19 protein-coding genes are annotated in these 25,752 nt (G+C 60.4%); 7 read left to right on the top strand and 12 right to left on the bottom strand.

Features of this window, described 5'->3' with window-relative positions:
* Positions 1–4 precede the first annotated feature (4 nt).
* The 8 genes from D6Z24_RS10230 to D6Z24_RS21640 all read right to left on the bottom strand — a co-directional run bounded on the left by D6Z24_RS10230 (position 5) and on the right by D6Z24_RS21640 (position 14,632).
* Positions 5–4,231, bottom strand: coding sequence for an acyl-CoA dehydratase activase (locus D6Z24_RS10230; protein WP_129126481.1), 4,227 nt, complete (start codon positions 4,229–4,231; stop codon positions 5–7).
* Entirely contained in the window at positions 4,216–5,598 is a 1,383-nt protein-coding gene (locus tag D6Z24_RS10225; RefSeq protein ID WP_129126480.1) for a B12-binding domain-containing radical SAM protein, read from the bottom strand. Before D6Z24_RS10225 ends, D6Z24_RS10230 begins: the two co-directional genes overlap by 16 nt.
* Positions 5,599–6,006: 408 nt before the next feature.
* Positions 6,007–7,296 (bottom strand): dicarboxylate/amino acid:cation symporter, encoded by a 1,290-nt coding sequence (locus D6Z24_RS10220; protein WP_129126479.1) that lies wholly within the window; start codon positions 7,294–7,296, stop codon positions 6,007–6,009.
* A gap of 375 nt (positions 7,297–7,671) precedes the next feature.
* Entirely contained in the window at positions 7,672–9,093 is a 1,422-nt protein-coding gene (locus D6Z24_RS10215) for a sigma-54-dependent transcriptional regulator (protein ID WP_129126478.1), read from the bottom strand.
* Between the two features lie 2 nt (positions 9,094–9,095).
* A complete protein-coding gene (locus D6Z24_RS10210; RefSeq protein WP_129126477.1) occupies positions 9,096–10,754 on the bottom strand; it encodes a transporter substrate-binding domain-containing protein in 1,659 nt (552 codons plus the stop codon).
* A 304-nt stretch (positions 10,755–11,058) separates the two neighbouring features.
* The gene (locus D6Z24_RS10205) at positions 11,059–11,892 is read right to left on the bottom strand and encodes a caspase family protein (protein ID WP_129126476.1); all 834 of its coding nucleotides are present in this window, start codon (positions 11,890–11,892) and stop codon (positions 11,059–11,061) included.
* 29 nt (positions 11,893–11,921) lie between these two features.
* Positions 11,922–13,907, bottom strand: coding sequence for a C1 family peptidase (locus D6Z24_RS10200; RefSeq protein ID WP_129126475.1), 1,986 nt, complete (start codon positions 13,905–13,907; stop codon positions 11,922–11,924).
* Positions 13,904–14,632 carry a peptidoglycan-binding domain-containing protein gene (locus tag D6Z24_RS21640; RefSeq protein WP_198419535.1) on the bottom strand — a complete coding sequence of 243 codons (729 nt, stop codon included), beginning with the start codon at positions 14,630–14,632 and terminating at the stop codon, positions 13,904–13,906. The genes D6Z24_RS10200 and D6Z24_RS21640 overlap by 4 nt, the downstream gene beginning before the upstream one ends.
* Before the next feature lie 553 nt (positions 14,633–15,185).
* Here D6Z24_RS21640 and lpdA point away from each other — a divergent pair.
* The 6 genes from lpdA to D6Z24_RS10165 all read left to right on the top strand — a co-directional run bounded on the left by lpdA (position 15,186) and on the right by D6Z24_RS10165 (position 21,868).
* On the top strand, positions 15,186–16,544 hold the full coding sequence (gene lpdA / locus D6Z24_RS10190) for a dihydrolipoyl dehydrogenase (protein ID WP_129126474.1): 1,359 nt from the start codon (positions 15,186–15,188) through the stop codon (positions 16,542–16,544).
* A 289-nt stretch (positions 16,545–16,833) separates the two neighbouring features.
* Positions 16,834–17,250, top strand: a complete 417-nt coding sequence (locus tag D6Z24_RS10185; protein WP_129126473.1) for a MarR family winged helix-turn-helix transcriptional regulator — start codon at positions 16,834–16,836, stop codon at positions 17,248–17,250.
* A gap of 290 nt (positions 17,251–17,540) precedes the next feature.
* Positions 17,541–18,773: a TolC family protein gene (locus tag D6Z24_RS10180; RefSeq protein WP_129126472.1), complete on the top strand. Its 1,233-nt coding sequence runs from the start codon at positions 17,541–17,543 to the stop codon at positions 18,771–18,773.
* A gap of 25 nt (positions 18,774–18,798) precedes the next feature.
* On the top strand, positions 18,799–19,968 hold the full coding sequence (locus D6Z24_RS10175; protein ID WP_129126471.1) for an efflux RND transporter periplasmic adaptor subunit: 1,170 nt from the start codon (positions 18,799–18,801) through the stop codon (positions 19,966–19,968).
* Positions 19,965–21,167 carry an ABC transporter permease gene (locus D6Z24_RS10170; protein ID WP_129126470.1) on the top strand — a complete coding sequence of 401 codons (1,203 nt, stop codon included), beginning with the start codon at positions 19,965–19,967 and terminating at the stop codon, positions 21,165–21,167. The genes D6Z24_RS10175 and D6Z24_RS10170 overlap by 4 nt, the downstream gene beginning before the upstream one ends.
* Positions 21,168–21,169: 2 nt before the next feature.
* The gene (locus D6Z24_RS10165; protein ID WP_129126469.1) at positions 21,170–21,868 is read left to right on the top strand and encodes an ABC transporter ATP-binding protein; all 699 of its coding nucleotides are present in this window, start codon (positions 21,170–21,172) and stop codon (positions 21,866–21,868) included.
* Between the two features lie 109 nt (positions 21,869–21,977).
* Here the strand turns inward: D6Z24_RS10165 and D6Z24_RS10160 are convergent, their stop codons facing one another.
* Positions 21,978–22,802, bottom strand: coding sequence for a CheR family methyltransferase (locus D6Z24_RS10160; protein ID WP_162605108.1), 825 nt, complete (start codon positions 22,800–22,802; stop codon positions 21,978–21,980).
* Positions 22,803–23,407: 605 nt separating this feature from the next.
* On the opposite strand from D6Z24_RS10160, the gene D6Z24_RS10155 reads away from it, so the two are divergent.
* Positions 23,408–23,671: a hypothetical protein gene (locus D6Z24_RS10155; RefSeq protein ID WP_129126467.1), complete on the top strand. Its 264-nt coding sequence runs from the start codon at positions 23,408–23,410 to the stop codon at positions 23,669–23,671.
* A gap of 51 nt (positions 23,672–23,722) precedes the next feature.
* Here D6Z24_RS10155 and D6Z24_RS10150 read toward each other — a convergent pair whose 3' ends face one another.
* The 3 genes from D6Z24_RS10150 to D6Z24_RS10140 all read right to left on the bottom strand — a co-directional run bounded on the left by D6Z24_RS10150 (position 23,723) and on the right by D6Z24_RS10140 (position 25,747).
* Positions 23,723–24,829, bottom strand: a complete 1,107-nt coding sequence (locus D6Z24_RS10150) for an HD-GYP domain-containing protein (protein WP_129126466.1) — start codon at positions 24,827–24,829, stop codon at positions 23,723–23,725.
* Between the two features lie 230 nt (positions 24,830–25,059).
* Positions 25,060–25,275, bottom strand: coding sequence for a CsbD family protein (locus D6Z24_RS10145; protein WP_129126465.1), 216 nt, complete (start codon positions 25,273–25,275; stop codon positions 25,060–25,062).
* 139 nt (positions 25,276–25,414) lie between these two features.
* The gene (locus D6Z24_RS10140; RefSeq protein WP_129126464.1) at positions 25,415–25,747 is read right to left on the bottom strand and encodes a hypothetical protein; all 333 of its coding nucleotides are present in this window, start codon (positions 25,745–25,747) and stop codon (positions 25,415–25,417) included.
* Positions 25,748–25,752 lie beyond the last annotated feature (5 nt).

Below are 25,752 nucleotides of genomic sequence, written 5' to 3'. Positions count from 1 at the left end.
TGGTCTACGGGCCGGCAAGGGAAGAAGGCACCACGTTTCGTCTTGGTGCCTTCTTTACGTATGAAGCGTTCACCTGCCGGTCGCGCAGACGCTGGGCGGCCAGCAGGAAACTCTCCAGGCGAGCTTCCACAAGTTGCGGGAAGGCGTTGCCGTCCACCTCGATGACAAGGAAGGGGAGGTCTGAGACCGGCGCGCCTGCAGCCCACCCCCTCCCGCTCAGCACGGCTTCCGCGACCCTGTTCGGCATGCATCCGAAAGGACCGATGCTGATCACGCCATGCGTTCCACGACCCAGTTCCAAAAGAGTGGTGCCGATGGTAAGAGTCGCTTCAGTGGCGAGTTCCGGGTTCAGAAGCGGAGTGCTGGCGCGCACCAGATCGGCTACCTCATATCCATCACCCTCGTAGTAGCCGGAACGCGACAGTTCCTTTTCTATCGCCGACCGGTCGCCTGCCTTTACCTTCTGGGTCAGAACCGACTTGATCCGCTCCCTGGCCTGAAAACTTTTCGAGGCGAGCCCGTGAGACATGCAGTAGTCGCTGTACTGAAGCCACTCCGCGACAGGCGCGGTGCGAACCACTATGCCCCGCTCGGTAAGACGCTCGACCAGTCCCTGACGCGAAAAACCGTCGTGGCGCACGTAGATTTCGCCGAGAAGCCTGATTGTGAGCGGCCTGGTCTCCTTCTTGCGCGGGAAAGCGGAGAGGGCTGCGGCTTCCTCCCCGATCACCCGCAGCAGCCGGTTGCCGTCATCCCTTGCGATGCTAGCGAAGATGCGCTCCTTCATCAATTCGAGCCGGGCAAGGGCTGCCGGGACATCCATTGCCTGAGCCCTGAGCGTCGCTTCAATCTCATCGAGCCCGTCCCCGACACAGACCGCCTGCCAGGCTCGGCGCGTGAACCGGTACGGCAACCCGGCATAACTGTTCTCGCAGCTAAGGCTTAATACGGCAACGTCACGGATATCGTTCTTAACAAGATAGTTTTCCAGAAACACCCGGTATTGGCCGAAGCGGCAGGGACCGTCGGAGCCGGGCATGAAGAAGAGCAGGGGTTCCCCAGGGCGCTTTTCCTGCTGCAGATACCTGCGCAGCGTACCGACGGTCAGTAGCAGTGGAAGGCACTCCTTGCAAGTCGCGACCGCTTTGCCGAGGTTCAACTCCTCGAGCCCCGGAGGGGCGGCCAGAACGGCATCAACCCCTGCATACCGGAAGGCGCAGACGACACCCCTCGACCCGGACACACCCATGGTCGGGACCAGAACCTTAACCGCGGAGTCCCCAAGGCTGCAGCCGCCGGCGTTGCCGTTGCCCGGGCGGGGCATGTCCTGCTGCGCGCCCTTAACCTCGGCGCAGGTGTCGACGCGCGGGGAGGCGAGGGATTCCCGGTAGTTGCGTATCACGTCTAGGAACGCCTCGATCCTCGTGTCGATGCCGGCATCGGCGGTATGGGCGTCGAGCTCCAGGGTGAGGGAGGGTTTTCGTCCCATGCGGTCCCTGAAGTACCCAAGCAGGAATGAGTCCGGCCCGCAACCAAAGCTTGTGACGAACACCCCGAAGAGGTTCGGGTGTCGCTTCACAAGATCGGCCACCTGCAGCATCTGCCGGCCGGTACTCCAGTACATGAGCTCGTCCTGCACCGCGCTCTCCCCCTGCAAAAGAAGATCATGGGGGATAACGGTGCAACCACGGTCCGACAGCTTCAGCGGAATGGAGAGGTTGGCGAGACGGCTGAAGGCCTGGTAAGGGCGCCCGAACAGGACTATGGCTGTCGCTGCGGGATCAAGCTCTGCCAGGAAGCGTCGTCCCCGTTCCTCCATCTCACGGCGCAGCGCGAGGAAACTCTCCCAGGCGACGGAAAAGGCGTGGTCGGATCGTGCGGTGGAAAAGCCGAGCCGCTTGCCGATGGCGGTGAATGCCCCCTGCAGTTTCTGCAGGTCCTGAAAATCGAGTACGGCGGTCAAAAGTCTTTGCGGCACCTCTTCGGGAAAGGCGGCGGCAAGATAATACGGCTCCCCCTGAACCAGAGGACAGGTGCAGTTCGCCTCCCCCGGTTTCCCCTCGAGCGCCGCATTTTTCACGTGGGGAAGAAAGACATAGTCTAAGCCGGCATCGAGCGCGCTGCGCAGATAGCCGTGGCTTAAAAGCACCGGGTGGCAAAAGGGTGCCGTGGCTGCTTCGATCCCTTCCGGGGCGGGGCGTTCGGGGGTGATCACCCGCATGCCGAGTGCTGCAAAGAAGTGGGCATAAAGAGGGTAGAAGGTGCCGGCAAAGAGGGCGGGGAGGACCCCGACCGTCGCTCCGGTCGCGCAGCAGGTGGGGACGTGTTTTTTGAACACCATTTCCTCGCGCTGGGCGACCAGATCTTCCCCGCGCTTTGCGGCGGCGCGTCGCCCCTCGTATCTGCTGCAGGCGCCTCCGAAAGGGAAGGTGCGCCCGTCGAGAACGGCACGGGAAATGCCGCACTTTCGATCGCACCCCTGCCGGCCCGGGCAGGTGAACGGCTCGAGATAGCGCACTTCGCGGCCGGCAAGCACCTCGAGGTCGAAGGGGGCGCGCTCCAAAAGTCCTTTCTCGAGACGGCTTAGCACCTCCAAAGCTGCGCCGTAGGCACCCATCAGCCCGGGCTCCGGCGGAACGACGATTAGCTGCCCGCAAAGCGAAGCCATCGCTGCGGGGACCGCCCGGTTGTAGCAGACCCCGCCCTGCATGAAGATCTTGCCTCCGACGGGACGGTTCCCCTTGACCCGGTTCAGGTAATTCTGGCAGATCGAGTAGACAAGCCCCCCAGCCACGTCCTCGGTCCCCACTCCCTCCTGCACGGCGCTGTTGACGTCGCTGCCGATAAAGGCGGCGCACTGGTCGGAGAAGTTGGGCGGGTGCGTTGCCCGCAGCGCCAGGGGGGCGATGTCCTCCGTTCCGACGCCCAGAGCCTCCCGGCAGGCCTCCTCGAGGAAGGAACCGGTTCCGGCGGAGCAAGCCTCGTTCATGGCATAGTCGCTGGCGACCCGCTGCGAGATGAAGGTGTACTTGGCGTCCTGCCCGCCGATCTCGAAGATGGTCTCCACCTCAGGGTCGAACGCTACGGCCGCGGTGGCATGAGCTACTATCTCGTTCACAACGCCGTCGGTCATGCCGTGCAGGCCCACGATCAGCCGACCGCTCCCGGTGACGCCGAGTCCCACGATGTCAGGTTTCGAGCCGTGGGGGAGCTGTTCGAGCAAGGCTCGGTAGCAGGCCCGGCCGGCGGCGACCGGATCACCGTTGGTGCGCAGGTAGGCACTGGCGACGATGCTTTTGTTGTCGCACCGCATGAGGACCGCTTTGGTCGTCGTGCTTCCGGCATCGAGTCCGCAGAGGTATTCACCAGGTGCGAAAGTGCCAGGCGCGAGGGTGTGGAAGGTGACCCGCGCGAGCCCGTCGCCAAGCGGCGGGAGTGTCGCAAAGGTGCGCTTCCGGCAGGCGAGGGCGGCCTCCACTGCACCTGCGGTCACGCCATGCTGCTCTGCCCAAAGCATCGCCCCGAGCGCCTCGAACCCTACCGCCTCCTGCGGGACGACCAAGTCGGGGTACCCCTGACGCAGCAAATCGATCATCATGTGGTTCATGCTGCAGCCGCCGACGATAAGCGCCCGCCGGGCTCGCGCCTTCTGCAAAAGTTCGGCGACCTTGCCGGCCATCATGGCGCAAATGCCTGCTACGACCTGCCCCTTGGGGACCCCCTTGTTCAGCGCGTGGGTGCAGTCGCTCTTGCAAAACACCGAGCAGCGTCCTGCCACGCGGTGCGGCGTCTCCCGGATAGCCGGCTCCAGGGCCTCTTCAAGGGTAAGCCCCATCCGGCGGACCTGCTGCGTGAAGAATTCTCCGGTTCCTGCAGCGCACTTGTTTCCCGCTTGAACGTCCCGAATCCTGCCCTCATCGTCCAGGAGGTACAGCATGAAGGTCTCCCCGCCGACGGAAACGATGCAGTCGGCATCGGGGAACCGGTGGCGCAGGTGGGCGAAGGCAAGCTCCACCGCCTCGGGCTCGGAGACCGTAGGCAGCGGGAGTTGCCGACAGAACTTGCGCCCGGTGAGCCCGACCCGCGCCGCACCGATTGCACGCAGTAACGGCAGGAGTCGGGCCGCGACCTTCCCCTCGTGCGGAAAGGAGTCGATCATCACCCCGTGACCCTCGCGCCGGGCCATGGTGATGGTGGTCGCCCCGAGGCAGAGTCCTACCGCGCCGGACATGACGTCAGCGCCTGTTGCGCCGTCATGGCACTTTCCACCTGCTGCTGCAGACGGCGCGCCTGTCCGGCGGCGCGGCGGCGTGCGTAGAGCACGGTGGCGGCAAGCTTGAGACCGTTGCCCCGGCTGCCGATGCGGGTGATTTCGGTGATCGAGGCCCGGTTCAGCCGGTTCAGCTCAGAGGTGTACCGCAGGGCCACGCGCTGCAGTTCCATGGCCCCGAAGTTGCGGTGCCGGAAGTGGACGCTGAGGCAGCTGGGGAGCAGGTGGTTGCAGTCACCGTGTGGCTCCTTTTGCAGCCACCAGTTCTCGGTGACCTCGCCGGTAGCGAGCATCTCCCTGTAAAGGGAGGTACTGGGATAGATGCGCAGGATGCGGATGTCGTAAAGGGAACAGGGTACATCCTGTAGCTCGCGCAGGGTGTGCTCGAGCCGTGCCGGCGTGTCGTGGGGGAGCCCGAGCATGATCAGGGCAGCGGTCTGGATGCCGCAGCCGTTTGCGTGGCGGACGGCATCGCGAAACGGCTGTGACAGGTTTTGATACTTGTTCATCGAGGCGCAGTTGTCATCATCGACCGACTCGACCCCGACCGCCACCCCGATGCAACCGGACGCGGCCATCTCTTCAACGAGAGATGTGTCACAGTACTGGTCCACGGTAACCATGGTGATGAACTTCACCCCTTTGCGGCGAAGCAAGGGGAGCAGTTCGCCGCGGTAGTTCTTGTCAGCGAGAAGGTTGTCGTCGGTGAACTGCAGGAAGATGCCGGGATAAAGCCTCGAGAGTTGGTCGATCTCCTGTTCCAGAACGTCGAGGGGCTTCATCCGGTAAGGGCCCATGTGGTTGGAGCTCACGCAGAAGGAACAACGACGGTTGCACCCGCGGGTGGCAAACAGGGAGGCCGGTGTGAGATAACGGCGTGATCCGAAAAAGCGGTAGTCGACAGGGGACATCCGCTCCGAAGGAGTGGGAGAACCGTCATACCTCCCTTTGAGCGTCCCCGCCAGCAGGTCGCCACACACCTCGGGCCAGACCCCTTCGGCCTCACCGGTGACGATGGCGTCGGCATGCTGCAGCGCCTCGTCCGGGCAGACCGTCACGTGGATCCCCCCAAGCAGCACCTTTTTGCCTGCGGCGCGCAGCGCATCGGCGTGGTCATAGACCGCCGCGGAGTTCTGTGTCGAAACGGAAAAAGCGAAAGCGTCGCCGGTATAACGGATCCGTTCCGTCTGTTCGTCCATGAGAGCGGTTTCGATGCCGGCAGGGGTTGCCGAGTTCAGGACGGCCAGCGGAACGGGGGGCTGCGTGATGTAGGCGGTGGAGTCAAACTTCTGCAACTCTTGCATGACGTTGACGAATACGAGTCTCATAGGTTCACCCTCCCTCAATCTGCCTGTGCTGTGCAGTAGAGATGTGAGGTGCGACCGAGTCGGAGGCTCAAGCGCACCTTGAAAAGGCAGTGAACTAGGATCGTGCAGACCTGAATGAGGACAAGGGAAGACGAGTAGATGTCAGTGCCGACTGTCTCAAGCCGGTCGACATGCGCAGAGGTCCTAAACTTTTTTATATCTAAGAGTCAGGATGTCAAATATTGGATGGATTAAACTTTTATTTTTTTGGGGCGGGTGCCGTTGCCGGTGCAATACCCTTGCAATTAAAAAAGGCGCCCGGTTCTCACCAGGCGCCTTTTAACTTATTCAACCATTTGCACTTTCATTTCGGCCACCGGAGACATCATGCTCATGTCGCATGTCCCGATGGCCCGAGCACGGTCTTTACTAATCCTGCACCGACACAGCGGCGAGGACCATATCGTCTGCCTCCTCCGTCTCGGCCTCCGGTGCGAGGTCTCCCTCCCACTTGGCGACGACGGCGGTGGCGATGCTGTTGCCGATAACGTTGGTGGCGGTGCGCCCCATGTCGAGGAACTGGTCGATCCCCATGATGAGCAGAAGACCCGCCTCGGGGAGGTTGAACATGGGAAGCGTCGCGGCGACAACGACCAGGGAGGCGCGCGCAACACCCGCCATCCCCTTGCTGGTAAGCATCATCACGAGGAGCAGGGCGATCTGCTTGGAAATGGAAAGTTCGATGTTGTAGACCTGGGCGATGAAGATGACGGCGAAAGCCTGGTACATCATGGAACCGTCCAGGTTGAAGGAGTAGCCTAGCGGCAGCACGAAACCGGAAACCTTTTCCTTCACGCCGAAGCGCTCCAGGGATTCCAGGGTCTGGGGATAGGCGGCCTCGCTGCTCGCGGTGGAGAAGGCGATCATCATCGGCTCACGGATGAGCTTCAGGAGCGTCCAGGTGGAGTTGCGCAGGAACAGGTAGCCGGCCCCGATGAGCACGGCCCAAAGCACGACGAGCCCGATGTAGAAGCTCCCGATGAACTTGCCGTAGGTGGTGAGCACGCCAACCCCCTGCACCGTGATGCAGGAAGCCATTGCGGCGAAAACACCGAGCGGGGCGAAGCGCATGACGTAGTCGGTCACCTTGAGCATGATGTGAACCAGCTCTTTTACGAAGGCGACGACGGTCTTCGTGGCGTCGTCCTTGAACGAAGCGATGGCGAATCCGAAGAAAACCGAGAAGATCAGGATCTGCAGGATCGAGTTCTTCGCCATGGCATCGAGGAAGCTGGTGGGGAAGATGTTGGTGACGAAATCCTTGAAGTTGAGCGCGGCAACGTTGAGATTGGTGGTGGCTCCGGCGGCCGGGGCAGGGAGGGACGTGCCGACGCCGGGCTGGAACAGGTTGACGAACGTCATGCCCAGCACGAGGGAGATCACCGAGGCACACAGGAACCAGCCCATGGCGCGCACGCCGATCCGTCCGATGGCTTTCGAGTCGCCGTTGCCTGCGATGCCGGAGACGATGGTCCCGAAGACCAGCGGCGCGATGATCATCTTGATCAGACGCAGAAAGACCGCCGATATGATGTCGAAATACCCTGCAATGGTTTTGGCGGCCTTGGCGTCCGGCGCGTAAAGGTTACAGAAGTAGCCGACGACGATGCCGAGAATCATCGCCACCATGATGTACAGGGTCAGTTTGTTCTTTTTCATACCGCGGTCTCCTTCAGGTTGAATTGCATTGTTTGTCCCCATGTCACAGCTTTGCATAAAATACTTTTCTAGATCCTGCAGTACCCCACTGATAGCAAGAGAACTGCCAATATGGCGTCTGAAAGGTAATTTGCCGTAATTGCGGGCGTTCCGGGGAACAAGGGGCCGGTGGGAGGCGTGCAGGGGGGTATAACCTGTGCGAGGCAAGGTTGCCTTCTTTGCTGATTTACTTTGCGATTACGGGTGCTTAAAACGGATTTTCGAAGGTTATAGGAAGGGCGCAGGTTATAGGGGTTTTCGTGGGGGGCGTGGCCGCGGCTCCCTCGCGGCCGCGTTTGCGGCGCGAGAGGGTAAAACCACGTTGGGTGATGATGATTACGGTGAGGAATCTCCTGTCTTTTTAAGGCGTTTGCTCAGCGCCGGCTGCGAGATGCCGATGAGCCGGCAGGCGATGGACTGGTTCCCCTCAGCCCGGCGCATCGCTTCGGCAACCAGAAGATCGCTTACTTCGTGCAGGGGCGGCAGCGGTTCGGTAGGGACGAAAACGCTCCGTCGTCCTTGCGCGTCAATACGCACCGGCTGGTTCTGGTCTTTGCCCAGCACCCTTTTGAACGTCTCCATGGAGAGCATGTGCGCCTCGTGGCGGCTCATCGCGTCGTACACCAGCGCACGCAACTCGCGCACGTTGCCCGGGAAGGAATAGTTGGTCAGCAAAACGGGGAGTTCCTTCGGGACGGTCGGTTTTTTCTTGTTGAGCTCCCGGGCCGCCTCGTCCAGGAAGTGGTCGAAGAGAAGCGGGATGTCGTCCGGACGCTCCCTCAAGGCCGGGATGTGGATGTGGTGACCGCACAGACGGTAGTAGAAGTCCTTGCGGAACTCGCCGGCGGCCTGTTTGGCGGCCAGGTCGTGATGCGTCGCCACGACCACCCGCGCGTTCATCCGTTTCGGCACGTCGCTGCCGAGGGAGAAGTATTCGCCTTCCTGCAAAAGACGCAGCAGTTTGACCTGCGAGGTGATGGCGAGGTCCCCGATCTCGTCGAGGAACAGGGTTCCGTCCGCCGCCCGTTCGATCATCCCGCTGCGAGGAAGTTCAGCCCCGGTGAAGGCACCTCTTGTGTGGCCGAAGAGCGTGTCGCTGAAAATCTGGTCGTCGAGCCCCGCCACGTTAACCGAGACCAGTTGCCCCGGGCGCCGGCTTACCTTGTGCACCGCCCGTGCGACGAGTTCCTTCCCCACGCCGCTCTCTCCCGTGATGAGGATCGGCTGGCTGCTCCCGGCCACCGCCTCGATGTAGCGGAAGATGGAGAGCATGGCGCGATCCGCCGTGAGGATATCGGCGAAGGCGTCGGCGTACTCCAACCGGTCGCTCAGGATCCGGGACTTCATCTCCGAGTTTTCGCGCTGCAGGTCGATCATGCGGATGGCGCGGTGGATCCCCTGAATCAGGCGTTCCTCCTCCACGGTCTTCACGAAGAAGTCGAACGCCCCCTTCTGCATGCACTCCACGGCGACGGAGACCTGGTTCAGCCCGCTCAGCACGATGACCGGGACGTCAGGATGCTGTTCGATGATGGTGGGGAGGAGATCCTGTCCGGAGAGATGCGGCATGTTCAGGTCGAGAAGCACGAGGCCGATGGGGCGTGACCGGAGCAGCTCAAGGACCTTCCTGCTATCCGAGCAGCGCACCACGTTGTTGATGCCTCCGGACATGGCGAGCGTCATGCTGATGCTGCGCAGCCACGCTTCTTCGTCATCTACGAGAAGGATCTCGAAGGATGGGGTGAGTGACTCGATCATGCTCATGCTCCTTGCAGGGCGGGAAGCGCCACCCGTACCGTGGTCCCTTCGTCCGGCCGCGATTCGAAAGTCATGGTCCCCTCGTGCTCCTTGATGATGGACGCCGACACCGAGAGGCCGAGCCCGGTTCCTCCCGTCTCACGTTTTGTGGTGAAGAACGGATCGGCGATGCGGGAGAGGTCTTCCCTGGGGATGCCGACTCCCTCGTCACGGACCAGCAAAAGGACCTCTTTGCGTTCGGGATCATAACCGGTGGTGAGGAAGATCCCCTTCGCCGGATCGGGGAGCGCCTGGCAGGCGTTGAGAATGAGGTTCACCACCACCTGTTCGATGCGCTGGGCGTTGCCGCGGACCGCCGGAAGTCCGTCGGCGAGATTGGTGACGACGTTGCCGGTGGTCTTGCGGATCGAGTTGTCCACGAGCCTTAGCGCCGCCCTGACTACGTCGTTTAAGAGCACCGACTGGTCCATCTCGGAGGTGTCCTTGCGGGCGAAGTCCTTCAGGTCCTCCACGATACGCTTGATCCGCGTCGCCCCGTCCTGCATCTCGTCGATGAGCAGCGGGATGTCCTCGCGAAACTGCGAGTAGCGCAGCCCGCCGATCATGAAATCCCCTTCCTCCCTAAACCTTTCCTCCAGGTGCTCTTCGGCCGAACGGAAGATCTTCTTCAGTACCGGGAGGTTGTAGAGCAAAAGCCCCGTCGGATTGTTGATCTCGTGCGCTATCCCGGATACGAGGATGCCGAGCGAGGCCATCTTGTCCGCCTGGATCAGTTGCTGCTGCTGCAACTGCATCTCGCGGGTGCGGTGTGCGATCTCCTTTTTCAGCGTGCGGTTTATGTAACCTATGGCGCTCAATAAAAGCAAAAGCGGCAGCGCCGTGATGGCGGCGTATGTGACGATCTTGCGCCAGGAGACGGGGCTTGGCTCCAGCGCGCCGAGCCACTTGTCGTGGATCTTCTCGTAGCGCCCGGTGTTTTTCAGGATGGCAAGCCCTTCGCTGAACTGCGAAAGGATCTGGTCGTTACCCCTTTTGACCGCATAGGCATACGGCTGACCGGCGAAGAGCCTCCCCACCGGGACGATATTGGAGAGGCCGAACTCGCGGCTTAGGTACAGCCCGGGAAGGTTCCCGACCAGGGCGTAGTCGTGCTTCCCCGCGGCTAACTGGCGAAGTGCGTCCACGTGGGTGTCGACCGGTACGATCCTCGCGCCGATGTTCTTTTCCAGGAGGTAGTCGTGCATCATGCCGCCGTTTTGCACGAGGACGTCCTTCCCCTTCAAGTCGTTCAGGTCCCGTACCGGTTTCGTGCCGCGGCGGGCGAACACCGATTGGTTGATGATGGAGTGGGGGGGCGAAAACTCGTAATCCTTGGCGCGCACCTCCGCCTGGACCATCCCCTGGAGGATATCCACCTCGCCCGTCTGCAGTGCCCGGCGCATCTCCTCCCAGCGCCCCAGGCGGATCTCCACCGTCATCCCCATCACCTCGGCGATGGCGCGGGTCAGGTCGACGTTGAAACCGGCGGGGTGGCCGTCCTTGTCGATGAATTCATAAGGGGGATAGTTGTGGTCGCCGCCGACGACGATGGTCCCGCCCGCCGCGGCCCATGCGTAGCACGGCACGAGCAGTAGCAGGGCCGGCAGAAGAAGGACCGGCAAGACGCGTCGCGCGAGGGCGAGAGCGAAAATGTGTGTTTTTTCGTACTGCAAACAAATCAAAGGGAACCGGTCCTCCGGAGGGTAGAGCAAAAGCTGTCTCTGCTTTCCAAACGAGGCATGCAACCTCAGGACTAAGAGCGCAATCGAGCGTACTACCAACCAACAATTCTGCGCAAGTAGAAAAGGGCGGGCATGAAACTCGGCTTGATCATCGACTTAAAGCCGCGACTTAAAAAAAAGGGGTTACCGATCCGGTAACCCCATCTTCTTTAAATGCCAGTTCGACGGCGGCTCGTGCCGACGGTCAGATGCTGAAGGGTTTCGACTTCTCGAAAGCGGCATCCTGAATGCCTACGCGGAAGTACTTGGGAGTCTGGTCCGGTGGCATCTGGCGCAGGATCTGTTTGTGGAACTTACGGTACCCTCCGTCGAAGCTCCCCTCATCCCAGACCCTTAGCAGGTGCGAGGTGAAAAGGCCGTTGAAGTTGCCATCTTGGGAAAGCTGGTTGTCCTGGCAACCGGAAATGAGCAGGACGGATGCCTTTACCGATTCCTGGCGCTTGATCAGTTTACGTTCCCTGAGGATGGGGTCGTAGAACGCCTTGTTTTTCCTGTACGTTGCCAGGATCGCTTCCGGTGGCATGCAGCGGTAGCGGGGCAGATCACCCATGGCCGATTTTCGGGCATCGGCGGTGCCGTGGTAGTAGGCCTGCTTTACCACTGTGCCGCTGTGACAACTGTCGGAGAGTACGATGATTCGCACATGTTCCTGGAAGGCCCCGAGCAGCGCGTACATTTGATCGTCCACCAACTCTCCGTCGAACAGGCACCAGGTTTCGTCCAGGCCGTCGGGTTCGTCGTGGTTCAGGTCTGGAAGCTGACCGCCGTGGCCGGAGTAGGTCAGCATGAAGGTGTCTCCACCGCGCAGACTCGCGGCGGCTTCCTCGATTCTCCTTTTGACCGTTCCCAGGGTCGCCTCTCTGGTGAGAATGGTGGTTGCGGTGAAGTCCTGTGACTTCGCGATCTGGGTCATGTCCTGTGCGTCCGCTTCGCAGGCCATTAGGTGTCCGGACCAACCGCTGTAATGTTGAGGATCAACTGCGTTGAGGCCGATACATAGAGCAAGTCCTTTAGCCATGTCCTTTCCTCCCTTTCGTTGAGATGTGCTTACCTCTGCAAGTTGCGGCGGATGTCTCTGAGTGCCGCTGAGGGCTTCCGGGGGGCGAACTCGCATACTCCTCGTTCCACGCCCGTTATACGCTGCAAGGTCGCTGTGATGGTAGCTTTGTCGTTGTCGAAATCGCCGTGATGCCTTGCGTTGGATCGCCTTACCGGGGCAGGCTCGGTGTTGGGGGCGAGAACCAGCTCGGCCTTGCCGGATTTGAAAAGGGCGCTGAGTTCCGCGTCTTTTTTGATGAACTTGTTCATACCGAAAATTGGCCAGCCGTCGCTGACAAACGGTATGCGAGCCTCCTCTTCAAAGGCGTCGGATACGAGGTATAGAAGGGACTTGTTGTAGATGTGGGCGCAGTTGTCGTCTTCCTCCGCTTCATCGTTGAGTATGAAGCTGCTGAATTTTTCTATCTGATTCCCTATCAGCGGCAGGTAGCTCTCTTTGAAGAGCCGTACGTCGCAGGCCGGCGCCCAAAGGGTGCAGCTCTTGATGGGGACTCCGAGGCCTTTTTGCCGGGCCATCGGCCCGGAGCTGATCACACCCTTGGTCGCAAGGTATTGGACCAGGGGGGCATGGAAGATGCTGCCCGCGCTGTGGCCGATCAGATGATATTCAACTCCGCCGCCGAGTTCCTTCTCCAAGCGGTCCGCCAGGTAGCGTGCGCCACCTACTGCCACCCCGGCATCGTCGGTACCGGCCGTCGCCAGCACCGCGTTTTCCTTCATCTCGCACCACTGGGCCTTTCCTCCCAGCACGCGGGCCAGAGGCTCCAAGGCATCATCAAGCCGGTCCAGCATGAAATCCTTGGCACTGTCAATGAAACCTTCGGGACGGCGGCGGCATGTTGCGTCCGATAGCATGTTCTTCAGCGTGGTCCAGAAGTCGCTATGCCATATGAAAGAGATCGGGTAGACGCCTGCTGCCATGAAGACGGGAAGAAAATCCGCCAGGACCTGTACCGCTGTCGCTTCGTCCACGAGCCCGCCGTGCGCGTAGAGGAGCACCCGCCTCGTTTTCCCCTGATTCTGCCACTCGGAAAGGGTCTCCTTGCACTCCGCCACCATGTTGTCGACGTCGCTTGGCGAGGTGCCGTAGTCACCGGTTGTCTTGAGTCGCCCGTTGTTGCCGATGCTGACGATGTGGCGGCGCAGGTCGTGCAAAGACGCGGCGTTGGAACGCGGTACGGCTGCCGAATGGAGGGTCGCCGTTGACGTGCTTAGTTCTATATCCATCGGGACACCCAGGCGGCAGACCCATGTATCCTTAGCGTTGGCGAGCCAGTCGTCGTATGAGATATGGGCAAGGCCGTTTTTCCCCCACTTGGTCCCCCAGCTGTTCTGGAACCAGAAGCCTTTGGTGTCGTAACCTACGATCGCTATGGCGTGTGCCCCGTGGATCTCCTCGCTGCATGTGATGATCCCGGTTTTATCCACTTCGTCCCAGCCGGAATGGACGAGTGTCGTCGCGTAGAGGATGCCGACTTCGGTGATCGCCGCGTGAAGGGCGACCAGATCCTTGTGGTTCACCCGGTAGTATGCCCCCAGCGGGAGCGACAGGGCATCCAGGGATACCTCGGGGGTCAGTTTCCCATGCCACAGTTCACTTTTGCAGACCCCATGCTTGTGCCACCCCTTGATGGCGCCGCGCGCGCTTGAACCGTCGTATTTCTCACCAGGCCACTCGTCGTAGCGCTGGGCCATCTCGTACAGCATTTGCGGGCTAACCTGGCCGTGGAGCTTCTTGTCGCGATGCTTCACCAAGGTGTGAACGACGGTGGCCAGCGCGAAACCGGTACAGCTGGGGGTCTCTTTCTGGTCCAGCACCGGGATGCCGAGGGATAGATAGTCCTCTACCGGTCGTTCCCTCTGCACCTCAACCAGGGTGGGGAGATACATCAAGTCCCTGAAGTCGATGGGGTCCGGAATTGCAAAAAGCGGCATTCCGGTCTTTGGAAGGAACCTGCTTTTTCCCTTCGTCATTGTCTCCCTCCTCGGGCGTTGCGCCCCAGAGTTATTCCCAGTGCCGCAGCCGTGACAGGTCCCACCTCGCCGTCCACCACAAGCCCCCGGGAGATCTGGAAGGCCTGCACCGCAGCGGCGGTGTGACAACCGTAGACTCCGTCCAGTATGCCGGGATTAATCCCCTGGTTTTGAAGCGCTTTCTGTATCTCCAGTACGATGGCGCCGGATTGCATCGGTTTTTTAACCCGGTAGATGGTACCCGGATTTGCGAGTACCGGCGTTTGCGCCAGCGGGGAGTACTGGATCCATGGCACCAGGATTCCAGTGTCCCATCTGCGGCCGCTCAAGGTGTCACAGATCACCCCGCGGGCGGTGGAGTGCGCTTCGATGGTGCCTCCCGTACCGTCGGAGATCACGATATGGCCGCATTTGCGGCCGGGGTTACGCAGCACGAAGGCTCCCGGGGTCGCTGCCGCCTGTTGCAACGGGATCTCCGTGCCGAGACACCTCACGTCCCGTCCCCAGTATCCTGTGTAGGCGTCGGCCTGCGATGGCGGGCAGCACTCTCCGTTTTCGCAGCCGTACAACTGTTGGCTCACTTGGTAGATGCACCATGAGGCGAATTCCGCGCAGTCCCACGGACCGACCCATGATGCGTTGTCTTTCGGGACCGCCGTCCCCAAAAGGTAGCGCTCGCCGATGTGCTGGCTTGCCAGGTTGACGATGTCGTTTCCTGTTGCCATGACGACCTCCTTTTTTTGAGATGGTGGAGCGCCAGTTGGCGCCGGAAGATGATGCGTGCCGAGACGGGTGGCATCCGGACGAGAATGGGCACAAAGGAGGTGGGAAGTGTGAAAGTGTGTGGTTCGCTGTCGGATGTGCCCGGTGTTACGAATGCTCTGGCTGTTTTCAATGCGGGTCGGGTAAGTGTGAGGAGGTGAAGGCGCGGACAGAATCGCGGTCGGTCAAGTCGATATGAGTGCGTTAGGGGAGTTTGTCAAAGCTATATGACGCGTGAAAAAGAGCAGGCGGCTCAGATCCCCTTGGACTTGCTCCGTGACCCCGGCTGCGCAACCGCTTTAGTCTTACACGCACCAGCCCTATGTCAAGGCGAATGGGTCTGGTTCTATCTTCCTCCGTCGTTACTGTCTTCGCGGATCGCCGGTAAGGTGGGGAAATGACGGATGATCGGTTTCTGCTTGACAAAATATAGCTGGCTATATATTTCTATAGCCCGCTATGTATTTCGGCCGTCCGGATCGGAAGGCAACCAGAACGAACCAAAAGGGAGGATGCGTGCAAGACTTTGATGTTGTCATTATCGGCGGAGGGCCCGGCGGCATAAACGCGGGAATCACGTTGAGCAAGGCGGGCAAAAGTGTTGCGCTGATTCAGGAGGAACCGGAATCTTTCGGCGGCACCTGTCTGAACCGCGGCTGCATGCCGACCAAGTCTCTGTTGAAGGCCGCTACCGCTTACCGATATGCCAAGGATGCTGCGAAGTACGGCCTGGAACTGCATGTGGGTGCGGTCGATCTGGGAAAAGTGCGTGCGGTCACCGACGGGGATCTCGGCATGTTGCGCGGCGCGGTGCAGGGGATGCTCGACCAGGCCGGGATAACCTGTTTTCGCGGCAAGGGCTCTTTCGAATCGGACCGCGTGATCGCCGTAAATCGCAACGACGGCACCAGGGAAATGCTTCGCGGTGAGACGATCATCATCGCCACCGGCTCCAGACCTCGGGAACTCTCCGCCGCTCCCTTCGACGGAAAGCACATCCTCTCCAGCGACCAGATGCTGGTCAACACGGAACTGCCGGAGAAGCTCCTTATCGTTGGAGGTGGTGCAATCGGGTGCGAGTTCGCCACTCTGTACAACACATTCGGCAGTGAAGTCATCATCGCCGAGGCGATGGAATCGCTGCTGCCAAGGGAGGATGTTGAGGCCGGCAAGGCTCTGCAGGCTGCCTTTGAAGCTCAGGGGATAAAGGTGCAGACCGGCACGTCCATAGAGCGGATCACCGTTGCCGACGGCAAGGTCAGCGTGGCATTTAAAAACGGCGAGGTGATCGACGCCATCGACAAAGTACTGGTAGCCATCGGGCGCAGCGCCAATATCGAGGGACTGAACCTTGAAGTTGCCGGAGTGCGGACGGAAGCGGGTGCCATCAAGGTCGACGAGCTGATGGAGACCGACGTCCGGGGTGTCTACGCCGTCGGCGATGTGGCCGGAGGACTGACCTTGGCCCATGCCGCGGAAAAGGAAGCACAACTGTTGGTTCAGAACCTGCTGGAGGGGGGGCGTAGCACCCTGAACCAGCAGGCAGTGCCCCGGGTCGCCTTCACTCATCCCGAAGTGGCTGCCGTTGGGGCATCGTGCGAAGGGGCCGGGGTGAAGGCCTACACGTTCCCGCAGGTACCAAACGGTCGCTCGGTGGTGGACAAGGTCGCCCCTGCCTTCGTGAAGCTGTTCGTCAAAGAGGAGACCTCCGAGATCGCCGGTGCGGTCATCATCGGAGAGGCGGCCACGGAAATGATTCACGAGATGGCACTCGCGGTGGAAAACCGTCTGACCCTGCTGCAGGTCGGCGCTACGGTGCATGTCCATCCGACTCATTCGAAGAACATCCTGCAGGCTATTCACGGCTGCGCGTGAGAAATTCAAACATGTGACATTCAGAAGCGCTTCCGGTATGGGCCGGGGGCGCTTCTGCAGTTTGGGATGGCAGCAGGGGCTTTGCCGAGGCAACGTCTGTGTGGGGTCGAAAGACCCGCAGCGTTGATGCACTGGCAGATGTATTCATAAATCAGCTTTGAAAAGGTTCGGCAACATGTTAGAAGAGGCGCAGGACCTGTTTTAGGCCGTATCCCAGCCACCTTTTGAACGGGCAGGTGCTCTCAAGGCGCTGCTTTCACGACGATCGGGGTGAAGGAGAATGACTGCAGTGGATAAGAATCTCTGTTACAAGATCAACCGGCTGGCGAGGATGCTCATGGCGAAGGTCAACGAGCAGACGAAGCCGCATGGCGTCACGCAGGGGCAGCTCCCGGTGCTTTGCTGTCTGGACGACGAAGGGGGACAGACGCAGGCCGAGCTGTGCAAGAACATCCAGGTCGAGCAGCCCACCATGGCGAACACGCTGAGCCGCATGGAGCGTGACGGGCTCATCTACCGCGTGGCATGCGATCAGGACCGGCGGCAGTCAAAGATCTTTCTGAGCGAGAAGACCCTTCCGACCGTTGAATTGCTGCAAAGAAAAAGCGACGAAGTGGTGGACTTGATGACCGGCGACATGTCCGAGGCGGAAGTCGCGGAGTTCAAACGCCTGGTCGACATCGCGATGCGCTCCCTGGATCGTTGATCCCCACGACTAATCGGTTTTTTTTAATCGCCGTTACGCTCGTTTATGCTTTTTATGAGTGAGAGCGGACAAATTTCTGTTGAATCTTCCCTTACTTGCTGATATCAGAATATCCGCATGTCTTTTGACGCCGCGTAGCTCCCCACCTCCATGCCAGGCGATATCGTCGCTGACCAAATACCTGTAGGAAAAGGAAGGCAGCCCGGATGCACCTCGATTTTCCAGTATCGGTAACAAGTGCCTGCCGCACTCCACGCAGGCGTTTCAAAGCACTCTCCCTTCAAGTAGTCATGGCGGTGCTTTTCACGGCACAGGCCCATGCCGAAGAACCGCTCTCCCTGGATGTGGCGGTAGCCACCGCGCTGAAAAACCACCCGCAGATCCTTGAAGCGAAGGCAAACCTTGCCGGTGCCGAGGCACGATCCGGTCAGGCATTTGCCGGCTATTACCCCCAGGTGAGGATCTCTTCGGACTGGAGCAAGGGGCGGTCCTATTTCCCGGTTAAGCAAAGCACCCTCGAGTCGGACGTGACCACCGCAGCGCTTTCCGCCGGCCAGACCATCTACGATTTCGGCAGGACGGCGGGCGCGGTCGAGGCCGCCGGGTGGAATCGCTCCGCGGCACTCGATGCGCTTGCCGTGACGCGACAGGACGTCTTATTCCGAGTCAGAAACGGTTTTTACCTGCTGCTCGCCGCGGGAAAACAGGTCGACGCGGTGAACGAAACGGTTCTCGCGCGAGAGGCGGTCTTCAGGCAGGCACAGGAATTTTTCAAAGAGGGGCTCAAGGCCAAGGTGGATGTGGCGCGGGCCGAAGCCAATCTCTACGCGGCGAGGACCTCCCTGATACGAGCGCAAAACAACCGCGACTTGGCCAGGGTCGAGCTCGCCAACGCCCTTGGGATTGCTTCCCTGGGAGAGCGTAAACTCGTCGCTCCGCAGGTTGCACCGGCTGAGGCGCCTGAACTGGCGGCGGCGCAAATGGATGCCCTTGCCAACCGTCCCGAGCTGAAGCGCCTGGGTGCGCTGGAAAACTCCGCCCAGGCATCCCTCAAAACGGCGAAAAGCGGATTTCTTCCCGTTCTCTCTGCGACGGCAAGTTTCGGCTATGCGGATCGGGACCTTCCCCCCTCCGGCAACGTGTGGGGCGTCGGCGTAAACCTGACCGTCCCGCTCTTATCCGGATTCGCCACCGTGGAGCAGGTCAAGGAGGCTGTAGCGCTTAGAAGCGCCGTCGCGGCACAGCAGGAAGGCGAACGGCTGCAGGTCGCCAAGGAGGTGGAAGCGGCCTGGCTCGGGGTAAGGGAGGCCGGTGCCCGCATGGTATCGACGGAAAAAGAGGTTGCCGCGGCCGATGAGAGCAAGGCATTGGCTGAAGGTAGATATCAGGAAGGGGTCGGGAACATCATCGAGGTGACCGACGCGCAATCGCAGGCACTCGAGGCGAGGACGGCGCAGATCCAGGCCCTTTACGATTATCAGATCGCCCTTGCGCGTATGGACAGGGCGGTAGGTAAAGACTGAGACGAATTTCGAGAAGGAGTGGTATATGGCGCTGATGAAAACACTGGCCGCGAGGAAAAAGTACCTTCTCTGGGCCGGCTTCCTGGCCGCAGCGGTGGTGCTGCTGAAACTGACGCTGCTCGCCCCTCGGAAGGTGCATGCCGTGAAACTTGAAAGGCGTGATCTGACGGAAGAGGTCTACGGCAACGGTACGGTCGAGGCCAAGGTCGTCATCCCCGTTTCCAGCAAGATTACCGGCCGGATCGTCGAAGTTTTCGTCGATCAGGGTAGCCATGTCCGGCGCGGGCAACTGCTGGCGAGGCTTGAGGACGGCGACTTCGTGCAGCAGCGGAATCAGTCCGAGGCGGGCGTTCAAAGGGCGGCCGCCAACCTGGATGCGGAGCAGGCAACGCTTAAGAAGGCGAAGGCAAATCTGGTCCTCGCGGAAAAGAACGCCCAGCGTTACAAGGCGCTGGCCGAAAAGAACCTGGTTTCCAGGCTCGAGGCCGAACAGTACGAAAACGCCTTCCTCGTTGCCAGGGAGGAAGTGGCCCGCAGCGCCGCGGCTCTCGAATCGGCGCGGATGGAGCAGTCGGTAAACCGGGCGGGTCTGGGATTCGCCAGGAGCAAAGTGGGTGACACCATGATCTACGCTCCGCAGGACGGCGTCATCATCACCAGGGACCTCGAGAAAGGATCAACGGTGACCCCGGGAATGGCCATCTTCACCATGGCCGATCCCGGGACCGTCTGGGTGAAGGCGAATGTGGACGAAGCGCTGCTGAAGGGTATAGCCGTCGGCAACAGCGCCATCATAACGCTCCGCTCCAGCGCAGGCCAACCCTGTGAGGGGAAGGTGGCGCGCCTTGGGCGTGAAAGCGACCGCGTGACCGAAGAGCTCGAGGTAGACGTGGCATTCTGCGAAGCGCGGCGGAACTTTCGGCTCGGCGAGCAATCCGAGGTCTACATCGTCACGGGGAGCAAGAAGGGGGCGGTATCGCTCCCTTCCGCGGCCCTGGTCTCCAGGGAACAACAGCGTGGCGTATGGGTGATAGCCAACGGCAGGCTCGTCTTCAAACCGGTCAAGGTGGGCATCGAGGACCGCAAAGGATTCTCCGAAATCTTATCGGGGCTCGACGGGCGCGATCTGATCGCCCTGGCGCCTCCTGCTGAGATGGCGCAGTTCGCCGACGGGCGGAAGGTGACACCGCAATGAACCTGGCGATACGGGACATACGGTTTCACCGGGGACGTTTCATACTTACCTCGATCGGACTGGGCTTGCTGCTTGGCGTCGTGATGAGCATGGGAGGGATTTACCGCGGCCTCTTCGCCGATGCCCTCGCCGTGCTCCATTGCACCAAGGCCGACCTCTGGGTGGTGCAGAAGGACACGAACGGTCCGTTTGCAGAGAGCTCCCGCATCCCCGAGGACATCAAGTACCGCATCAAGTCCGTCCCCGGCGTGGCGGAGGCCTCGCCGCTTTCCTTTCAGACCATCCAGATCGAACGCGCCGGGAACCCTTTCCGCTTTTTCCTGATCGGCTACGATCTGGGCGGCATCGGCGGCCCACCCGCGATCCTTGCCGGGCGCAACATCCGTCAGAAGCATTACGAGATGGTGGTCGCCAAGGCGATGAAGATGGCGCTCGGCGAGAAGATCCGCCTGGGGCTCCATGAATACACCGTGGTGGGCATCACCGGCAAGGTCGTCTCCTCAAGCGGCGACCCGGCGGCCTACGTGAGCCTCGCCGACGCCCAAGAGATCCAGTTCAAAAAGGACAACGACGCCATAAGGAACAACAGGGAACGCGTTGCGGCAGATCTGGACAGGCTTGAGAACCTGACCCAGTCCCAGGCGCAATTCCTCAAGAAGAACGTAAGCGATCTCACCGAATCCACCCATACGGTGAACACCGTGGTTGCCCGGCTCGCTCCGGGGGCAGGCCTGCACGAGGTGCAACAGCGGATAGAGCGCTGGAATCACTACCGCGCCATCTCCGAGGAGGGGCAGACCAAGATCCTCACCAAGGGGATGATCGAAAAGGCCCGGATGCAGCTGGGACTTTTCCGCGTCATCCTGCTGGTGATCTCGGCAGTCATCATCTCGCTCATAATCTACACCTCGACCCTCGACAAGATCAGGGTCATCGCGACCTTGAAACTGATCGGATCGCAGAACCGGGTCATCGTAGGGATGATCCTGCAGCAGTCGCTTCTCATGGGCGTGATCGCCTACGCGGTCGGCTACGCTCTGATCTCCCTTACTTATGAAAAATTCCCGCGGCGCATCGTCCTTGAGGCGTTCGACCTGCAGGTGTTGTTTGCCATCGTCGTGGTTATCTGCACGGTTTCCAGTTTCGTCGGCATCCGCAAGGCGCTCAAGGTCGAGCCTGCGGAAGCGCTGGGTGGGTGAACATGTACGCTATCGAAGTGGACAACGTTACGAAGATCTACGGCAAGGGCGATACCGCCGTTACCGCCATCTCCCATGCCTCGTTTCAGGTCCGTCCCGGGGAGCTTGTGGCGATCCTCGGGCCTTCCGGGTCGGGAAAGACCACCCTTTTGACCGCCATCGGCCTCATTAATGAGCCGACGCACGGAAGGATCATCGTCGACGGGGTGACCGTCGCCGACGGCGGCTGGGTGCCCGGGCTGGACCTGAAGCGCATGCGCCGGGAAAAGCTCGGTTTCATCTTTCAGGCGCACAACCTGATTCCTTTCTTGACCGCGCTGGAAAACGTCATGGTGGCGCTTGAGATCAACAATTTCCCGAGCGGCGAAGCAAAGGGTAGGGCGGAGCAGCTTTTGAAGTCGCTGAACCTCGGGCAGCGTCTCGGCAGTTATCCGATGGCGCTCTCAGGCGGCGAGGCCCAGCGTGTCGCCATCGCGAGAGCCCTGGCGAACAAGCCCAGGGTCATCCTCGCGGACGAACCGACCGCCGCGCTCGATACCGAGAACGGGAAGAACGTCATGGCGCTGCTGAAGTCCCTGGCGGTGGAGAATCATTCCGCCATTCTCGTGGTGACCCATGATCACCGCATGGTGGAGGGGTTCGACCGGATCTTCGAGGTGCGCGACGGCTCCATCATCAGGGAGACGTGTGGAGCGGGGTAACTTGATCGATTGCAGTACGGGACTCAGACGCCCGCACGGCAAGGTGGGTTGATAGTAGTCACATCATGATCCCGGAGACGGAGGGCCGCCTCCGGGAAGACTCTTCTTTCTATTTCAATAAGCCGAAGGTCGGTTTCAGCGCGTACACCTTGCCGCCTCTCCCTTCAAAACGCCGGTCCTCGAGATGGGGTTCCGCGTCTCCGAAGCACAAGAGCCCGCCCGACTTCAACATCCCGGCCATCCGCGCCACCAGGGCCTGCTGGGTCCCGGGATCGAAGTGATCGAACACCTCCCGGCAGAAGACGGCGTCGTACTTCCCCTTCAGGACCCACTCCGCGGACGCGAGGTTGCAGGGAAGGAAGGTGACCATGCGCCGGATTTCCGGGGCTATCTGGTAAACCTCTTCACGGCAGGCAAGACGGGTGAAGTATTTCTGCCTGAAGGTCAGCGGGACGTTGCGCAGGCGCTCCGCCGGGTAGTTGCCGGCTTCGGCAAAGGCCAGGGCGGAAAGATCTATGTCTGTGGCGAGGATCTTTACCGAACGGACATCGCCGTTTAGCGCATCGTGCGCGGTCATGGCCATCGAGTACGCTTCTTCACCGGTCGCGGCGGCACAGCTCCAGAGCAGGGCTCCCGGGATATGCAGCCCTTTCAGGTGCTCCCTCAACGCGGCAAACTGATGCTGTGCCTTGAAGAAAGAGCCCGGCTGCGCGGCAAGCGCCCTGGTGAACTCGCCCAACTCGTTGCCGTCGCCGATCAGCACCCGGTCCAGGTATTGGGAAAAATCACGGGAGTAGGTTGCGTCGACGCGCTGCGACATGCGGTTATACACCAGGTCTCTCGTGTGATGACCGAGCATGACACCGGTGCTGGAGCGGAACATGGCGCGGACACGGTGGAAATCGTTGCTGGTGAATTCGTATTGGGTAGTCATGGCCTTTCCTCCTTGGTTGGACGACCGGTTGCTGTCGCTTGGCTTCATGGATGGTCACGCGGTGTTTGCTGGAATGTTTACAAAATGCGCTCCCATGTTTACGGCGGCGGCAAAAATAACAGGCCACATAGGCGAGCTGGAGCGGCAACTCGTTGTAATGACAGGCTTCGTAGAGAAAAAAAGTAGGGTGTGCGAGGTGGGGTAACGGCAGGACGGCTTTTTAATGATTTAGGAGAAACTGTGGCATGCCACAGCTTGCTTGCAACACTTTCGTGGCATGCCACACCAGCTAAATGACTCACGGTCCGGAAGCAGGGGGGGGACGAGTCATGGGGAGCGCCGCGCGGTGGTGCATTATCAGCCCGGCGGCGGGCGCAAGTTCTTTCAGGGGGCGGCGCAGCATAGCGGACCGGTCACATCAACGGGCGGCTGATAACGCTCTGCAGTCTGCTGCAGTGACCAACCGTCCGACTCCCGACGTAACGCTTGCATTCGGCTCAGGGGTTTGATATAGCTCCGAGTCCCGAAATTCTACAACCGCATACGGCAAAGGGGCTACCCGGTCGGGTAACCCCTTTTTTCTGCCCGCTCTTTGGAAGTGAAGCATGTCGAAAAACGGCAAGTTGAAGAAAGCGAAAAACGTCGAGAAACGCAGGCTCCAGATGGAAGAAGCGCTGGAGTGCATCCCCCTCAAAGAGGCCGCTCAGAGCGAGCCGGCCCATGTCGTCCCCGTTACCGCCGTAGCGCCCGTAGCACCCGTAGCACCAGCGGCGAGGCAGCCGAAACAGTGCGTTTTCGAACCCTGCCGGCGCTACGTCGACGCCTCCTGCACCGCCTGCCCCTACTGCGGAACCCCTCTCCCCGGCTAACGCTCCGTCAATTCTCTTCACCCACTCCTACATCGGGGCAAGGTACACCCCTCAGGCGAGAAGGGCCAGCGCGCCGAGTTCGCTGTCCGGCTCCGGGTCCTGATCCTTCAGGTTCTCCCTGATAGCGGCAAAGGCGTCGATGTGGTCGATGAAGTGATCGAGCAGCACGGGGTCGAAAAAGGTTCCCTTTCCATCGCTCATGATCTCGAGCGTTTTCTCTCTTGAGAACGGCGGCTTGTAAGGGCGTTCGGAGGAAAGGGCGTCGTAGACGTCGACTATGGATACTATCCGGGCGAAGATGTGGATCGCCTCCGCCGCGATGCCGTTCGGGTACCCGGTGCCGTCCCATTTCTCGTGGTGCTGCAGGGCGATGATGTGTCCCATCTCCAGGGAGGGGTAGCTTTTCGCGTTGCTCAGGATCCTACCCCCGATCACCGTGTGCAGGCGCATGATGTCCATCTCTTCCCGGGTGAGCTTCCCCGGTTTTAGCAGGATGCGGTCCGGGATACCAACCTTGCCGACGTCGTGCAGCGGGGAGGCGTAACGCAAAAGCTCGCAATCCGCATGGCTCAGGCCGGCTAATTGCGCCAGAAGTTCCGACATCTCGCTGATGCGCCTTGTGTGCAACCCGGTTTCCATGTCGCGGAATTCGGCTGCCCGCCCAAGCCTCAGGGTGATCTCGTATTCCGCCTCCTGCGCTATGGCGAGTGCCTTCCTGAGGTCTGCCGTTTTGCGCAGCACTTCCGCCTCGAGGTGCCCGCCCAGGTCCTTGTAGAGGTCCTGGAGCTTCTTGCTCTTTAGCTGGGTGATCGCGCGCAGCCGCAGCTCTTCACAGTCGTAGGGCTTTGCGACGAAGTCGTTCGCGCCAATGGCGAGGGTCTCTTTAACATCGTCCCTACCCGTCGTGACGATGATGACCGGGATCTCGCGCCATGAGAGGTGCTTCTTCAGGACCCGAAGCGTCTCGAATCCATCCATCTCCGGCATGTGCAGATCGAGAAGCACCAGGTCGAAGTCCGGACTCTTCTCGATCTCCCGCAGGGCAAGCCTGCCGTTGGCAACCGTGACAATCTGTCCGAGGTCTTCAAACAGGGCGACTAGCAATTCCCTGTTCATCTCCTCGTCGTCAACTACCAGTATTTTTACCTTGTCGTACAAATGGCCGCTCCGGTTGGGGTTCGCTGTACGTTGACCGAGTGGTGGAGGCAAAACCGCAGTTGATGATTTATCGACGCCGTGTGCGGTTTTCTTTAACGGTTAATGAACGCTTCACCCGTAAAGCGACGCAAAGTGGTGTCGACGGCAACGGGAACCGGTAATGGCTCACACAAAAAAAGGGGGCGCCGCCCGGCGTCCCCTTTTCTTAGTCACGACTTGAATAAGAAACCTTAGATCCTGCCTTTACGGCTTCTTTCCACGTCCAGATCATCCTCTATGTTCTTTTCGGCCTTGCCGATGTTTTTCTGCACTTTACCTGCTACCTTTTCGCCCTTGCCTTCGGCTTCCAGGGAAACGTTCCGGAAGGCGCTGCCGATACTTTCCTTTACTTTACCCTTTGCTTCGTGCAAGGCACCCTTTGTTGTGTCTTTTGTACTGGATCTCATGATCCACCTCCGGGCTTACGCCGTTCATGGTGCTTGTTTACGTGCCTTTTTGCTTCTGCTACAAGAAAATTTTATCACGGATGAACCATGAAGATACAGACCTATATGTGGATGTTACAGCGTCGATTTTAGCTGAAGCTCACTCTTCATTTTCAAAAACCGGTGGGACGGTGAAGATGCTCTTCCAGGGGCGGGGCTGGACTTTTCCGAGGTCCATCTTGTAGTCGGAAGGGGTGGGGTTGCCTGAGCAGTCGTACGTCACGCCGTCGCTGTTGGGCGTGCAGCAGACCCAGAGGCATGCCCCCGCTGCGTTTCGGTACCCTAACAGCAGTTGGTTTCGGCTGCAGCGCACCCCGAGTGGCGGGGCGGTGCCGGGACCGCACTGGTTGAGCCCGGTCAGTGCATGTCCGTTCGCGGTGAATCCCGAGAGTATGATGACGGTTAGCAGCGCGCTCCGTGCGATGCGGTGCATGCGAT

Source organism: Geomonas oryzae (assembly GCF_004117875.1).
GTDB classification, from domain to species: Bacteria; Desulfobacterota; Desulfuromonadia; order Geobacterales; family Geobacteraceae; genus Geomonas; species Geomonas oryzae.
This window is presented reverse-complemented; position numbering and strand designations above follow the sequence as displayed.